General features: G+C 69.0%; 12 protein-coding genes. 11 read left to right on the plus strand and 1 reads right to left on the minus strand.

Annotated elements, in window-relative coordinates; all coding sequences use genetic code 11:
• Positions 1-187: 187 nt before the first annotated feature.
• Both CHC02_RS04765 and CHC02_RS04770 read left to right on the plus strand, forming a co-directional pair.
• Positions 188-961, plus strand: coding sequence for a 1,6-dihydroxycyclohexa-2,4-diene-1-carboxylate dehydrogenase (locus tag CHC02_RS04765; RefSeq protein ID WP_089390361.1), 774 nt, complete (start codon positions 188-190; stop codon positions 959-961).
• A 126-nt stretch (positions 962-1,087) separates the two neighbouring features.
• Entirely contained in the window at positions 1,088-2,416 is a 1,329-nt protein-coding gene (locus CHC02_RS04770) for an MFS transporter (RefSeq protein WP_089390362.1), read from the plus strand.
• A 14-nt stretch (positions 2,417-2,430) separates the two neighbouring features.
• On the opposite strand, the gene CHC02_RS04775 is transcribed toward CHC02_RS04770, so the two are convergent.
• On the minus strand, positions 2,431-3,303 hold the full coding sequence (locus tag CHC02_RS04775; protein ID WP_089390363.1) for a LysR family transcriptional regulator: 873 nt from the start codon (positions 3,301-3,303) through the stop codon (positions 2,431-2,433).
• Positions 3,304-3,456: 153 nt separating this feature from the next.
• On the opposite strand from CHC02_RS04775, the gene CHC02_RS04780 reads away from it, so the two are divergent.
• From CHC02_RS04780 to mhpE, 9 genes are all read left to right on the plus strand, one after another.
• Positions 3,457-4,578, plus strand: a complete 1,122-nt coding sequence (locus CHC02_RS04780; protein ID WP_089390364.1) for a muconate cycloisomerase family protein — start codon at positions 3,457-3,459, stop codon at positions 4,576-4,578.
• Positions 4,579-4,600: 22 nt separating this feature from the next.
• Positions 4,601-4,891 (plus strand): muconolactone Delta-isomerase, encoded by a 291-nt coding sequence (gene catC, locus CHC02_RS04785; protein ID WP_089390365.1) that lies wholly within the window; start codon positions 4,601-4,603, stop codon positions 4,889-4,891.
• A gap of 61 nt (positions 4,892-4,952) precedes the next feature.
• Complete coding sequence (catA, locus tag CHC02_RS04790) at positions 4,953-5,882, plus strand: catechol 1,2-dioxygenase (RefSeq protein WP_089390490.1); 930 nt, start codon at positions 4,953-4,955, stop codon at positions 5,880-5,882.
• Between the two features lie 165 nt (positions 5,883-6,047).
• The gene (locus CHC02_RS04795) at positions 6,048-7,247 is read left to right on the plus strand and encodes a benzoate/H(+) symporter BenE family transporter (RefSeq protein ID WP_089390366.1); all 1,200 of its coding nucleotides are present in this window, start codon (positions 6,048-6,050) and stop codon (positions 7,245-7,247) included.
• Between the two features lie 199 nt (positions 7,248-7,446).
• Complete coding sequence (locus CHC02_RS04800) at positions 7,447-8,706, plus strand: OprD family porin (protein ID WP_089390367.1); 1,260 nt, start codon at positions 7,447-7,449, stop codon at positions 8,704-8,706.
• A gap of 177 nt (positions 8,707-8,883) precedes the next feature.
• A complete protein-coding gene (locus tag CHC02_RS04805; RefSeq protein WP_089390368.1) occupies positions 8,884-10,344 on the plus strand; it encodes a 2-hydroxymuconic semialdehyde dehydrogenase in 1,461 nt (486 codons plus the stop codon).
• A 16-nt stretch (positions 10,345-10,360) separates the two neighbouring features.
• On the plus strand, positions 10,361-11,170 hold the full coding sequence (locus CHC02_RS04810) for a 2-keto-4-pentenoate hydratase (RefSeq protein ID WP_089390369.1): 810 nt from the start codon (positions 10,361-10,363) through the stop codon (positions 11,168-11,170).
• Between the two features lie 10 nt (positions 11,171-11,180).
• Positions 11,181-12,113 carry an acetaldehyde dehydrogenase (acetylating) gene (locus CHC02_RS04815; RefSeq protein WP_089390370.1) on the plus strand — a complete coding sequence of 311 codons (933 nt, stop codon included), beginning with the start codon at positions 11,181-11,183 and terminating at the stop codon, positions 12,111-12,113.
• The gene (gene mhpE, locus CHC02_RS04820) at positions 12,110-13,123 is read left to right on the plus strand and encodes a 4-hydroxy-2-oxovalerate aldolase (RefSeq protein ID WP_089390371.1); all 1,014 of its coding nucleotides are present in this window, start codon (positions 12,110-12,112) and stop codon (positions 13,121-13,123) included. The genes CHC02_RS04815 and mhpE overlap by 4 nt, the downstream gene beginning before the upstream one ends.
• Positions 13,124-13,369: the final 246 nt, after the last annotated feature.

A 13,369-nucleotide genomic window follows, 5' to 3' on the forward strand; every position in this document is an offset into this window, starting at 1 on the left:
AGGGGACCGTCCGTGCCACGGTGGAATTCGATGTTAGCCGGCTATCACGAAGCACCGATATCTGCCCGAGCACCGAATGCAACCGAGGTGCACGGATAGCTCCCTCTCCCTTCAGGGAGAGGGCGGGGGGAGAGGGCAGCCGGACACCGCACCCACCTCCCAGGACGCAACCATTACCGAGGTAACCATGAACAGATTCGCCAACAAGGTCGCCATCGTCACCGGCGCCGCCCAGGGCATCGGCCGCCGCGTCGCCGAGCGCCTGGCCGAGGAGGGCGCCCGCCTGGTGGCGGTGGACCGCTCCGAGCTGGTCCACGAGCTGCAGGACGAACTCGGCCAGCGCGCCGAGGTGCTGACCCTCACCGCCGACCTCGAGCAGTTCGCCGAGGCCCAGCGCGTGGTCAATGAGGCCGTGCAGCGCTTCGGCCGCCTGGACGTGCTGGTCAACAACGTCGGCGGCACCATCTGGGCCAAGCCCTATGAGCACTACGCCGAGCACGAGATCGAGGCCGAGGTGCGCCGCTCGCTGTTCCCCACCCTGTGGTGTTGCCGCGCCGCGCTGGCGCCGATGCTGGAGCAGGGCGGCGGGGCCATCGTCAACGTCTCCTCCATCGCCACCCGCGGCGTCAACCGCGTGCCCTACGGCGCGGCCAAGGGCGGGGTGAACGCGCTGACCGCCTGCCTGGCCTTCGAGACCGCCGAGCGCGGCATCCGCGTCAACGCCACCGCGCCGGGCGGTACCGAGGCGCCGCCGCGGCGCATCCCGCGCAACGCCGCCGAGCAGAGCGCGCAGGAGAAGGCCTGGTACCAGCAGATCGTCGACCAGACCGTGCAGAGCAGCCTGATGAAGCGCTACGGCAGCATCGACGAACAGGTCGGCGCCATCCTCTTCCTGGCCTCCGACGAAGCCTCCTACATCACCGGCGTGACCCTGCCGGTAGGCGGTGGCGACCTGGGCTGAAAACCCGACCCGAACCAACCCGTAGGATGGGTATCGCCTCCGGCTCAACGCCATCCTACGCAACCGAGCGGTGCCCGGCACTGCCCGAACGGCTTCTCGCACAACAACAAAAAAGAGAGTGACGCCATGCGGAAAATCGACGTACACGAGGTCATCGACAACGCGCGCTTCGGCCGCTTCCATTGGCGCGTGGTGGCCTGGTGCGCCCTGCTGCTGATCTTCGACGGCTACGACCTGTTCATCTATGGCGTGGTATTGCCGGTGCTGATGAAGGAATGGAGCCTGAGCCCGCTGCAGGCCGGCGCCCTGGGCAGCTACGCGCTGTTCGGGATGATGGCCGGGGCGCTGTTCTTCGGCCCGCTGGCCGACAAGGTCGGGCGCAAGAAGGGCATCGCCATCTGCTTCGTGCTCTTCTCCGGCTTCACCGTGCTCAACGGCTTCGCCAGCAACCCCACGCAGTTCGGCATCTGCCGCTTCATGGCCGGCCTGGGCATCGGCGGGCTGATGCCCAACGTGGTGGCGCTGATGAACGAATACGCGCCGAAGAAACTGCGCAGCACCCTGGTGGCGGTGATGTTCAGCGGCTACTCCCTGGGCGGCATGCTCTCCGCCGGCGTGGGCATCTACATGCTGCCGCGCTTCGGCTGGGAGGCGATGTTCTTCGCCGCGCTGCTGCCGCTGTTGCTGCTGCCGCTGATCCTCTGGCAACTGCCCGAGTCGGTGGGCTTCCTGCTGCGCCAGGGCCGCACCGGCCAGGCCCGCGCCATCCTGCGCCGCGTCAGCCCGGAAAGCGCGCTGGACGACACCAGCGAACTGCACCTGGACGAGGGCAAGCCCCGGGGCGCGCCGGTGCTGGAACTGTTCCGCGAGGGCCGGGCGCTGCGCACCCTGATGCTCTGGGTGGCGTTCTTCTGCTGCCTGCTGATGGTCTACGCGCTCAGCTCCTGGCTGCCGAAGCTGATGGCCAACGCCGGCTACAGCCTGGGTTCGAGCCTGTCGTTCCTGCTGGCGCTGAACTTCGGCGGCATGTTCGGGGCGATCTTCGGCGGTTGGCTGGGCGACCGCTTCAACCTGCCCAGGGTGGTGGCGCTGTTCTTCGTCGCCGCCGCCGTTTCCATCACCCTGCTGGGCTTCAACAGCCCGATGCCGGTGCTCTACCTGCTGATCGGCATCGCCGGGGCCACCACCATCGGCACGCAGATCCTGCTCTACGCCACCGCCGCGCAGTTCTACGGCCTGGCCATCCGCTCCACGGGCCTGGGCTGGGCCTCGGGCATCGGCCGCAACGGCGCCATCGTCGGCCCGCTGCTGGGCGGCTCGCTGCTGGCCATCGAGCTGCCGCTGCACCTGAACTTCATGGCCTTCGCCATCCCCGGCGCGCTGGCGGCGCTGGCCATGTACCTGGTCAGCCGGCGCAGCCTGGCGGTCGCCCCCCTGGCCGGAGCCCAGGCGTGAAGCGCCGCGCCGGCCTAGCGGTTGACCTGCTCGATCAGCGTCAGGCAGCGCTGCACCATGGCGCTGACGTCGCCGGCGCGGCGGCTGAGGATGATCGGCGACACCGCCTCGGGTTCCTCCAGGCTGGCGTAGCCGATGTCCGGGCGGTGCTGCTGCTGCACAGAGGCCGGCACCAGGGCCACGCCCAGGCCGGCGGCGACCAGGCCGATGGCGGTCTGCAGCTCGTTGGCCCACTGCGCCACGCGGATGCCCAGGCCGTGGTTGGCGAACAGCGCCAGCACGTGGTCGGCGTAGCTCGGCCGCGGATTGGCCGGGTACAGCACGAAGGGCTCGCGGGCCAGGCGCCGCAGGCTCACCGGCGCCCCCAGCAGGGGGTGCCCGGTGGGCAGCACCGCCACCAGCGGGTCCTCGCGCAGCACCTGCTGGTGGATGGCCGGGTCGTCGAAGCGCATGCGCCCGAAGCCGATGTCGATGCGCCCGCTCTTGAGCGCCTCGACCTGCTGCAGGGTGGTCATCTCCTGCAGGCCCAGCTCCAGCTCGGTGTCGCCGCGCAGCTCGCGGATCAGCTCCGGCAGCACCGCGTAGAGGGTCGAGGGAGCGAAGCCGATGCCCAGCCACTGGCGCTGGCCCAGGCCGATGCGGCGGGTGTTGTCGCAGATGTTCTGCAGCTGTTCGAGCAGGGTGCCGCTCTGCTCGTAGAGGAAGCGCCCGGCCTCGGTCAGGCGCAGCGGCCGGCCGCGCTCCAGCAGCTCGACGCCGAGCAGTTCCTCCAGCTGCTGGATCTGCCGGCTCAGCGGCGGCTGGGCGATGTGCAGGCGCTCCGCGGCGCGGGTGAAGTTGAGGGTTTCGGCCACCGCCTGGAAGTACCGCAGGTGTCGAAGCTCCATGATACCTCCAGGGTATGGAACGAGAGGGCAATGATATTGGACTGCACGCCATTGCTGGCGCAATCCTTCGACGTGCAAGACAAGACCTGGAAGGTATCGGCCGCGACAGACGGCCGGGCCTCGACAAGAGCCTAGCGTGATATGGAACCTGACATGACCCAAGCCCTGATCGAACGCCTCGAGGCGATCATCGTCGACCTGCCGACCATCCGCCCGCACAAGCTGGCGATGCACACCATGCAGCGGCAGACCCTGGTGATCCTGCGCCTGCGCTGCAGCGACGGCATCGAAGGCCTCGGCGAGGCCACCACCATCGGCGGCCTGGCCTACGGCAACGAAAGCCCCGAGAGCATCAAGGCCAACCTGGAGGCGCATTTCGCGCCCCTGCTGATCGGCCAGGACGCCTGCAACGTCAATGCCGCCATGCAGCGCCTGGACAAGGCCATCAAGGGCAACACCTTCGCCCGCTCGGCGGTGGAGACCGCGCTGCTCGACGCCCAGGGCAAGCGCCTGGGCCTGGCCGTCAGCGAACTGCTCGGCGGCCGTGTGCGCGAAGGCCTGGAAGTGGCCTGGACGCTGGCCAGCGGCGACACCGCCCGCGACATCGAGGAAGCCGAGCGCATGCTCGACCTGCGCCGCCACCGCATCTTCAAGCTGAAGATCGGCGCCAACGCGCTGGAGCAGGACCTCAAGCACGTGGTGGCGATCAAGCGGGCCCTGGGCGAGCGCGCCAGCGTGCGCGTGGACGTCAACCAGTACTGGGACGAGTCCCAGGCCATCCGCGGCTGCCAGGTGCTCGGCGAGAACGGCATCGACCTGATCGAGCAGCCCATCTCGCGGATCAACCGCGCAGGGCAAGTGCGCCTGAACCAGCGCAGCCCGGCCCCCATCATGGCCGACGAATCCATCGAGAGCGTCGAGGACGCCTTCAGCCTGGCCGCCGACGGCGCCGCCAGCATCTTCGCCCTGAAGATCGCCAAGAACGGCGGCCCGCGCGCCGTGCTGCGCACCGCGCAGATCGCCGAGGCGGCCGGCATTGCCCTGTACGGCGGGACCATGCTCGAAGGCGCCATCGGCACCCTGGCCTCGGCCCACGCCTTCCTCACCCTCAGGCAGCTGACCTGGCACACCGAACTGTTCGGCCCGCTGCTGCTGACCGAGGAAATCGTCACCGAGCCGCCGGTGTACCGCGACTTCCAGCTGATGGTGCCGAACGCCCCGGGCCTCGGCCTGAGCCTGGACGAGGAGCGCCTCAAGCGCTTCCGCCGCCCCTGATCTAGAGAGAGGAGAAGCCCCCATGCTGTTCCACGTGAAGATGACGGTGAAACTGCCCGTCGACATGGACCCGGCCCGCGCCGCCCAGCTCAAGGCCGACGAGAAGGAACTGGCCCAGCGCCTGCAGCGCGAGGGCAAGTGGCGCCACCTGTGGCGCATCGCCGGGCACTACGCCAACTACAGCGTCTTCGACCTCGCCAGCGTCGAGGAACTGCACGACACCCTGATGCAGCTGCCGCTGTTCCCCTACATGGACATCGAGGTCGACGGGCTCTGCCGCCATCCGTCGTCCATCCATGCCGACGACCGCTGAGCCCGGACCCGCAATCCCGACCGACGAAACCCCTGTATAAGAACAAGACGAGGTGAACACCATGACCGTGAAGATTTCCCAGACTGCCGAGATCCAGAAGTTCTTCGAAGAAGCCGCCGGCTACGGCAACGACGCCGGCAGCCCGCGCCTGAAGCGCATCATGCTGCGCGTGCTGCAGGACACCGCGAAAATCATCGAGGACCTGGAAGTCACCGACGACGAGTTCTGGACCGCCGTGGACTACCTGAACCGCCTGGGCGGCCGCGGCGAAGCCGGCCTGCTGGTGGCGGGCCTGGGCATCGAGCACTTCCTCGACCTGCTCAACGACGCCAAGGACGCGCAGATCGGCAAGACCGGCGGCACCCCGCGCACCATCGAAGGCCCGCTGTACGTGGCCGGCGCGCCCATTGCCCAGGGCGAAACCCGCATGGACGACGGCAGCGAGGACGGCGTGGCCACCGTGATGTTCCTCGAAGGCCGCGTGCTGGACCTGGACGGCAAGCCCATCGCCGGCGCCACCGTCGACCTGTGGCACGCCAACACCAAGGGCAACTACTCCTACTTCGACCAGAGCCAGAGCGAGTACAACCTGCGCCGCCGCATCGTCACCGACGCCGAGGGCCGCTACCGCGCCCGCAGCATCGTGCCCAGCGGCTACGGCTGCGACCCGCAGGGCCCGACCCAGGAATGCCTGAACCAGCTCGGCCGCCACGGCCAGCGCCCGGCGCACATCCACTTCTTCATCTCCGCCCCCGGCTACCGCCACCTGACCACCCAGATCAACCTGTCCGGCGACCAGTACCTGTGGGACGACTTTGCCTACGCCACTCGCGACGGCCTGGTCGGCGAGGTGAACTTCGTCGAGAACGCCCACGGCATCGAAGGCCGCGTCGCCGAGCTGGAATTCAGCTTCCAGCTGCAGAAGGCCACCAGCGCCGACGACGAACAGCGCAGCCACCGCCCGCGCGCGCTGCAGGTGCAGGGCGCCTGAGCTACGGGCTCTTCGTAGGAGCGAGCTTGCTTGCGAACCAACCCCCGCTGCGAGGCTGGGTTCGCGAGCAAGCCCGCTCCTGCACCGTTACCCCAGGCATCGTTCCCGGCCGGCTTGCCGGCAGGGCGAAGCCTTGCGTGCAGAACAAGAAAAAAGTGAGGCGCCATGAAAGACCTCATCCGCGACTTCTCGTTGTCCGCCCTGGTGGCCGGGTTGATCGCCACCCTGATTTCCTACGCCGGCCCCCTGGTGATCATCTTCCAGGCGGCCAAGAGCGCCGGCCTGCCCGACGCCGCGGTGTCGTCCTGGGTCTGGGCGATCTCCATCGGCAGCGGCGTGCTCGGCATCCTCCTCAGCCTGCGCTACAAGGTGCCGCTGGTGATCGCCTGGTCGGCGCCCGGCTCGGCGCTGCTGGTGGCGCTGCTGCCGGGCATCGGCCTGAACGAGGCGGTCGGCGCCTACCTGGTGTCGAGCCTGATCATCTTCCTGGTGGGCATCTCCGGCGCCTTCGACCGCGTGGTCGGCAAGCTGCCGCCGGCCATCTCCGCGGCCATGCTGGCGGGCATCCTGTTCAGCTTCGGCACCCAGCTGTTCGTCTCGCTGCAGGCCAAGCCGGCGCTGGTGCTGGCCATGTTCGTCGCCTACCTGCTGGGCAAGCGCCTGGCGCCGCGCTACGCCGTGGCCCTGGTGCTGCTGGTGGGCTGCGCCATGGCCATCGGCGGCGGCGAGCTGAACGCCTCGGCGCTGGTGATCGGCCTGGCCACGCCGCAATGGATCACCCCTGAGTTCAGCGTCCACGCGTTGCTCAACATCGCCCTGCCGCTGGTGGTGGTGGCGCTCACCGGGCAGTTCGTGCCGGGCATCGCCGTGCTGCGCAACGACGGCTACCAGACCCCGGCGCGCCCGCTGATCGCCAGCAGCGCCCTGGGCACCCTGCTGCTGGCGCCCTTCGGCTGCCACGGCCTGAACCTCGCCGCCATCACCGCGGCCATCTGCACCGGCCGCGAGGCCCACGAGGACCCGGCGCGGCGCTACGTCGCCGGGGTGGTGGGCGGCGTCGCCTACCTGCTGCTGGGGCTGTTCGGCGCCACCCTGGTGTCGCTGTTCAGCGCCTTCCCCCGCGAGCTGATCGCCGCCCTGGCCGGCCTTGCGCTGTTCGGCGCCATCGGCGGGGCGCTGGCCGGCGCCATGGGCGTGCCGGAGGACCGCGAGGCGGCGCTGATCACCTTCCTGGTGACCGTCTCGGGCATGTCCTTCCTCGGCCTGTCGGCGGCCTTCTGGGGCCTGATCTTCGGCCTGGCCGCGCACCTGCTGCTGGTGCGCCGCCGCGCCGGCCAACCCGAGGCGCGCGCCGTGCGCGCCTGACCACGGAGCAACCGCAAGCGGGCGCCCGGCCGGGGTGCCCGCCCCAGGCAAGACGGCAGCGGAAGCAGGGCAGGGCGGCTGACGAAGCGGACAGCCCCATGCCCCCGCGGGCCGACACACAGCTCCCCGCCCAGCGCTTGGCCGCGGCCCTCCGGTCGCTAGGCAGGGGATCGTACAACCATAAGAACAAGAGAAAATCATGAGCAATCGCGTATGCGTGACCGCCGTCGCGCTGGGTATCGGCGTGGCCGCCACCCAGCCGGCGGCCGCGGCCGAAGGGCTGATCGAAGGTGCCAGCGCCACCCTGCAGGCGCGCAACTACTACTTCAGCCGCGACTTCTCCGACATCGTCGGGCCCAACCGGCAGTCCAGGGCGGAAGAGTGGGCCCAGGGCTTCATCCTCAACTTCAGCTCCGGCTACACCCCGGGCCCCGTCGGCTTCGGCCTGGACGCCATCGGCGTGCTCGGCCTGAAGCTGGACAGCAGCCCCGACCGCACCAACACAGGCCTGCTGCCGGTGGGCGGCGACGGCCGCGCGCCGGACGACTACAGCCGCCTGGGCCTGGCCGGCAAGGTGAAGTTGTCGAAGACCGAGCTGAAGGTCGGCGAGCTGCAACCCAACCTGCCGGTGCTGGTGTTCAGCGACATCCGCCTGCTACCGCCCAGCTACCAGGGCACCTCGCTGAGTTCCAGCGAAATCCCCGGGCTGACCCTGCAGGCCGGGCACCTCACCTCCACCCACCTGCGCAACGAGGGCGGCGACGAGAAGATGATCGCCATGCTCAGCTACCAGCCGCAGCGCCAGGCGCAGAGCGACGCCTTCAACTATGCCGGCGGCGACTACGACTTCAATGGCAAGCGCACCCGCGTCAGCGCCTGGTACGGCCAGCTGGAGGACATCTACAAGCAGCGCTTCCTCGGCCTCAAGCACGCCCAGCCGGTGGGCGACTGGGTGTTGGGCGCCAACCTCGGCTACTTCGACGCCAGCGAGGACGGCAAGCACCTGCTCGGCGACATCGACAACCGCGCGCTCTTCTCGCTGTTCTCGGCCAAGCGCGGCGGGCACACCTTCTACCTCGGCTATCAGGGCATGTTCGGCGACAGCGCCTTCCCCCGGGTGTTCGCCAACGTCTCGCCGCTGGGCAACGAGGTGCCGACCTACGAGTTCGCCTCCACCGACGAGCGCTCCTGGCAGGTGCGCTACGACTACGACTTCGTCGCCCTCGGCGTGCCCGGCCTGACCACCACGGTTCGCTACATCAGCGGCGACAACGTCGACACCGGCATGGGCTTCGAGGGCAAGGACCGCGAGCGCGACCTGGACATCGGCTACACCGTGCAGAGCGGCCCGGTGGCCGGGCTCAACGTGCGCGTGCGCAACGTCATGGCGCGCTCCAACTACCGCAGCGACATCGACGAGAACCGGCTGATCCTCAGCTACACCTGGAAGCTGTTCTGAGCCCATCCCGAGGGCGCCTGGTCCCCTGTCCGCCCCGGCTGTCGGGGCGGATGGAGGCGTGCGCCCGAGGGTATTTCCGGTATTCCTGTAAAGGATACCTGAGAGCGATTTTTTGATTATCCGCTTATAGATGGCCTCCCTAGACTCGGCGAAAAACACCCTACAAGGGAGGTCGCCGTGTCTCATCACTTGCTCCGCCACTACATCGCGGGCGCCTTCGTCGGCAGCAGCCGCACTTTCGACAACGTCTCGCCGGTGGATGGCCGGCTGCTCGGCCAGGTCTGCGAGGCCGGCCAGGCCGAGGTGAACGCCGCCGTGGAAGCCGCGGCGGCGGCGCAGAACGGCCCCTGGGCCCGTTTCAGCGCCGCCCAGCGCGCCGACCTGCTGGAGCGCATCGCCGACGGCATCGAGCGGCGCTTCGAGGACTTCGTCGCCGCCGAAGTGGCCGACACCGGCCGCCCCGTGCACCAGGCGCGCAGCCTCGACGTGGCCCGCGGCGTGCAGAACTTCCGCAGCTTCGCCGGCCTGGTGCGCCAGGCCGGCGGCGAGTTCTTCGAGATGCGCAGCGGCGACGGCAGCGACGTGTTCAGCTACACGGTGCGCAAGCCCCACGGCGTGGTGGCGATCATCTCGCCGTGGAACCTGCCGCTGCTGCTGCTCACCTGGAAGGTCGCGCCGGCCCTGGCCTGCGGCAACTCGGTGGTGGTCAAGCCCTCGGAAGACACGCCCTCCAGCGCCACCCTGCTGGCCGAGGTGATGCACGAGGTGGGCGTGCCCGCCGGGGCCTTCAACCTGGTCCACGGCTTCGGGCCGAATTCCGCCGGCGAGTTCCTCACCCGCCACCCGCGGGTGGACGCCATCACCTTCACCGGCGAGTCGCGCACCGGCTCGACCATCATGCGCGCCGCCGCCGAAGGCGTGCGCGAAGTCTCCTTCGAACTGGGCGGCAAGAACGCCGCGGTGGTCTTCGCCGACTGCGACTTCGACGCCGCCGTGGCCGGGGTGCTGCGCTCCAGCTTCACCAACTCCGGGCAGGTCTGCCTGTGCTCCGAGCGCGTCTACGTCGAGCGGCCGATCTATGAGCGCTTCGTCGCCGCGCTCAAGGCCGGCGCCGAAAAGCTGAAGATCGGCTACCCCGACGAGGACGGCGTGAACATGGGCTCGCTGATCTCCCACAAGCACCGCGACAAGGTGCTGGGCTACTTCCAACTGGCCGTGGAGGAGGGCGCCAGCGTGGTCACGGGGGGCGGCGTGCCGCGCTTCGGCGATGCGCGCGACAAGGGCGCGTTCGTCCAGCCGACCATCTGGACCGGCCTTGCCGACGACGCCCGCTGCATGCGCGAGGAGGTGTTCGGCCCGGTCTGCCACATCGCGCCCTTCGACAGCGACGAGGAAGTGCTGCGCCGCGTCAACGACTCCGCCTACGGCCTGGCCGCTTCGCTGTGGACCCGCGACCTGGGCCGCGCGCACCGTGTCTCGCGGCGCATCCATGTGGGCATGGTGTGGGTCAACACCTGGTTCCTCCGCGACCTGCGCACGCCCTTCGGCGGCGCCCGGCTGTCCGGCCTGGGCCGCGAGGGCGGCCGCCACTCGCTGGACTTCTATTCCGAACTCACCACCATCTGCGTCAACCCCTGACGGCCAGGAGAACCCCATGCATCCAGCACTCATCGAAGCCGCCGCGCGCCTGCGCCAGGCCCGTGACAGCGGCCAGCCCTGCGCCCCGGTGCGCGACCTGATCCACCAGGCCGGCCAGCAAGGCAACGCCGCCGCGCTCGACCTGGCCTATGCCGTGCAGCAGCGCAACAATGCCGCGGACATCGCCGCCGGCTGGCGCCCGGTGGGCCACAAGGTCGGCCTGACCTCCCGTGCCGTGCAGCGCCAACTGGGCGTGGACCAGCCGGACTTCGGCCGCCTGTTCGCCCAGATGGCCCGCGGCGACGGCCAGCCCATCGCCTGGGCGGACTGCCAGCAGCCCAAGGTGGAGGCGGAAATCGCCCTGGTGCTGGAACACGACCTGTGCCACGAGCGCCACACCCTGGCGGACATCCTCCGCGCCACCGCCTTCGCCCTGCCGGCCATCGAGATCGTCGGCAGCCGCATCGCCAACTGGGACATCAGCCTGCTCGACACCGTGGCGGACAACGCTTCGTCCGGGCTCTTCGTGCTCGGCAGCCGCCCGGTGCGCCTGGAGCGCCTGGACCTGGTGAACTGCGGCATGAGCCTGAGCCTGCGCGGCGAACCGGTATCGGTCGGCGCCGGCGCCGCCTGCCTGGACAACCCGCTGAACGCAGCGCTCTGGCTGGCCGACACCATGGCCCGCCTGGGCGAACCGCTGCGCGCCGGCGACGTCATCCTCACCGGCACCCTGGGGCCGATGGTCCCGGTACGTCCGGGCGACGTCTTCAGCGCCGACATCCAGGGCCTGGGCCGCGTCAGCGCCGCCTTCGCCGAAGCCCAGTGAGGAAGCCCGCATGAGCCAGAAACGCAAAGTCGCCATCATCGGCTCCGGCAACATCGGCACCGACCTGATGATCAAGCTCCTGCGCAACGCGCAGCACCTGGAAATGGCCGCCATGGTCGGCATCGACCCGGCCTCCGACGGTCTGGCTCGCGCATCACGAATGGGCGTCGCCACCACCCACGAAGGCGTGGAAGGCCTGACCCGCCTGCCGATCTTCGACGAGATCGACTTCGTCTTCGATGCCACCTCCGCCGGCGCCCACGTGAAGAACGACGCCTTGCTGCGGGGCCACAAGCCCGGTCTTCGCGTGATCGACCTGACCCCGGCCGCAATAGGTCCCTATTGCGTGCCGGTGGTCAACCTGGAGCAGCACCTGCAAGCGCTGAACGTGAACATGGTGACCTGCGGCGGGCAAGCCACGATCCCGATGGTGGCGGCGGTATCGCGGGTGGCCAAGGTGCACTACGCCGAGATCATCGCCTCGATCGCGTCGAAATCCGCTGGTCCGGGTACCCGCGCCAATATCGACGAGTTCACCGAGACCACGTCGAAAGCCATCGAGGTGATCGGCGGGGCGGCGAAAGGCAAGGCGATCATCATCATGAACCCGGCGGAGCCGCCGCTGATCATGCGCGATACCGTCTATGTCCTTTCCGAAGCCGTGGATCAGGCGAAGGTCAAAGCGTCCATCGAGGAAATGGCGGCTGCCGTGCAGGCCTATGTACCGGGCTACCGGCTGAAGCAGAAGGTGCAGTTCGACGAGGTCCGCGACCTGAACATTCCCGGCCACGGCCGCTTCAGCGGGCTGAAGACCTCGGTGTTCCTCGAAGTCGAAGGCGCCGCCCACTACCTGCCGGCCTACGCCGGCAACCTCGACATCATGACCTCCGCCGCGCTGGCCACCGCCGAGCGCATGGCGCAAGCAATGGGGGCCTCGGCATGAGCCAGAAACTCTATATCTCCGACGTGACCCTGCGCGACGGCATGCATGCGATCCGCCACCAGTATTCGCTGGACGATGTTCGGGCGATTGCCACGGCCCTCGACCTCGCGAAAGTGGACTCCATTGAAGTCGCGCACGGTGACGGCCTGCAAGGTTCGTCGTTCAACTACGGCTTCGGTGCCCACACCGACCTGGAATGGATCGAAGCGGCGGCGGATGTGGTGCAGCACGCCAAGATTGCCACCTTGCTGCTGCCGGGCATCGGCACCATCCACGACCTGAAGAACGCCTACACCGCCGGCGCCCGCGTCGTGCGCGTGGCCACCCATTGCACCGAAGCGGACGTCTCCAGGCAACACATCGAGTACGCCCGCGAGCTGGGCATGGACACCGTCGGCTTCCTGATGATGAGCCACATGCAGACCCCGGAAGGCCTCGCGCAGCAGGCCAAGCTGATGGAGAGCTATGGCGCCACCTGCATCTACGTGGTGGATTCCGGCGGGGCGATGAACATGGACGATATCCGCGCGCGCTTCCGTGCCGTGAAAAGCGTCCTGAAGCCCGAGACCGAAACCGGCATCCACGCCCACCACAACCTCAGCCTCGGCGTGGCCAACTCCATCGCCGCGGTGGAGGAGGGCTGCAACCGCATCGACGCCAGCCTGGCCGGCATGGGCGCCGGTGCCGGCAACGCGCCGCTGGAGGTGTTCATCGCCGCCGCTGACAAGCTCGGCTGGCACCACGGCACCGACCTCTATGCGCTGATGGACGCCGCCGACGACCTGGTGCGCCCGCTGCAGGACCGCCCGGTGCGGGTGGACCGCGAAACCCTGGCCCTGGGCTACGCCGGCGTCTATTCGAGCTTCCTGCGCCATGCCGAAGTGGCCTCGGCGAAGTACGGCATCAAGGCCGTGGACATCCTGGTCGAGCTGGGCAAGCGGTGCATGGTCGGTGGCCAGGAAGACATGATCGTCGATGTGGCCCTCGACCTGCTGGCCACCCGCGCCTGACATCGAGCCCGACTGTAGGAGCAGGCCCTGCCTGCGATTCGCGCGCAGGGCGCGCTCCTACAAAGGCACGGTGTCGGGGCAACCCGTAGGAGCGGATCTCATCCGCGAATCGCGCCGGAACTTCCGGCTATCGCGGACAAGGTCCGCTCCTACGGTGGGCCCCCTCGACTGTAGGAGCGAGCTTGCTCGCGAACCGACTCCGCAGCGGGGCCAGGTTCGCGAGCAGGGGCTAGGCGCCCCCTCGAT

The sequence above is a fragment of the Pseudomonas delhiensis genome, from assembly GCF_900187975.1.
In the GTDB taxonomy this organism is placed as follows: domain Bacteria; phylum Pseudomonadota; class Gammaproteobacteria; order Pseudomonadales; family Pseudomonadaceae; genus Pseudomonas; species Pseudomonas delhiensis.

Excerpts from the sequence above, each read along its gene's own strand:
- CHC02_RS04765 (WP_089390361.1), top strand. The coding sequence starts at position 188 with ATGAACAGATTCGCCAACAAGGTCGCCATCGTCACCGGCGCCGCCCAG.
- CHC02_RS04770 (WP_089390362.1), top strand. The coding sequence starts at position 1,088 with ATGCGGAAAATCGACGTACACGAGGTCATCGACAACGCGCGCTTCGGC.
- CHC02_RS04775 (WP_089390363.1), bottom strand. The coding sequence starts at position 3,303 with ATGGAGCTTCGACACCTGCGGTACTTCCAGGCGGTGGCCGAAACCCTC.
- CHC02_RS04780 (WP_089390364.1), top strand. The coding sequence starts at position 3,457 with ATGACCCAAGCCCTGATCGAACGCCTCGAGGCGATCATCGTCGACCTG.
- catC (WP_089390365.1), top strand. The coding sequence starts at position 4,601 with ATGCTGTTCCACGTGAAGATGACGGTGAAACTGCCCGTCGACATGGAC.
- catA (WP_089390490.1), top strand. The coding sequence starts at position 4,953 with ATGACCGTGAAGATTTCCCAGACTGCCGAGATCCAGAAGTTCTTCGAA.
- CHC02_RS04795 (WP_089390366.1), top strand. The coding sequence starts at position 6,048 with ATGAAAGACCTCATCCGCGACTTCTCGTTGTCCGCCCTGGTGGCCGGG.
- CHC02_RS04800 (WP_089390367.1), top strand. The coding sequence starts at position 7,447 with ATGAGCAATCGCGTATGCGTGACCGCCGTCGCGCTGGGTATCGGCGTG.
- CHC02_RS04810 (WP_089390369.1), top strand. The coding sequence starts at position 10,361 with ATGCATCCAGCACTCATCGAAGCCGCCGCGCGCCTGCGCCAGGCCCGT.
- CHC02_RS04815 (WP_089390370.1), top strand. The coding sequence starts at position 11,181 with ATGAGCCAGAAACGCAAAGTCGCCATCATCGGCTCCGGCAACATCGGC.
- mhpE (WP_089390371.1), top strand. The coding sequence starts at position 12,110 with ATGAGCCAGAAACTCTATATCTCCGACGTGACCCTGCGCGACGGCATG.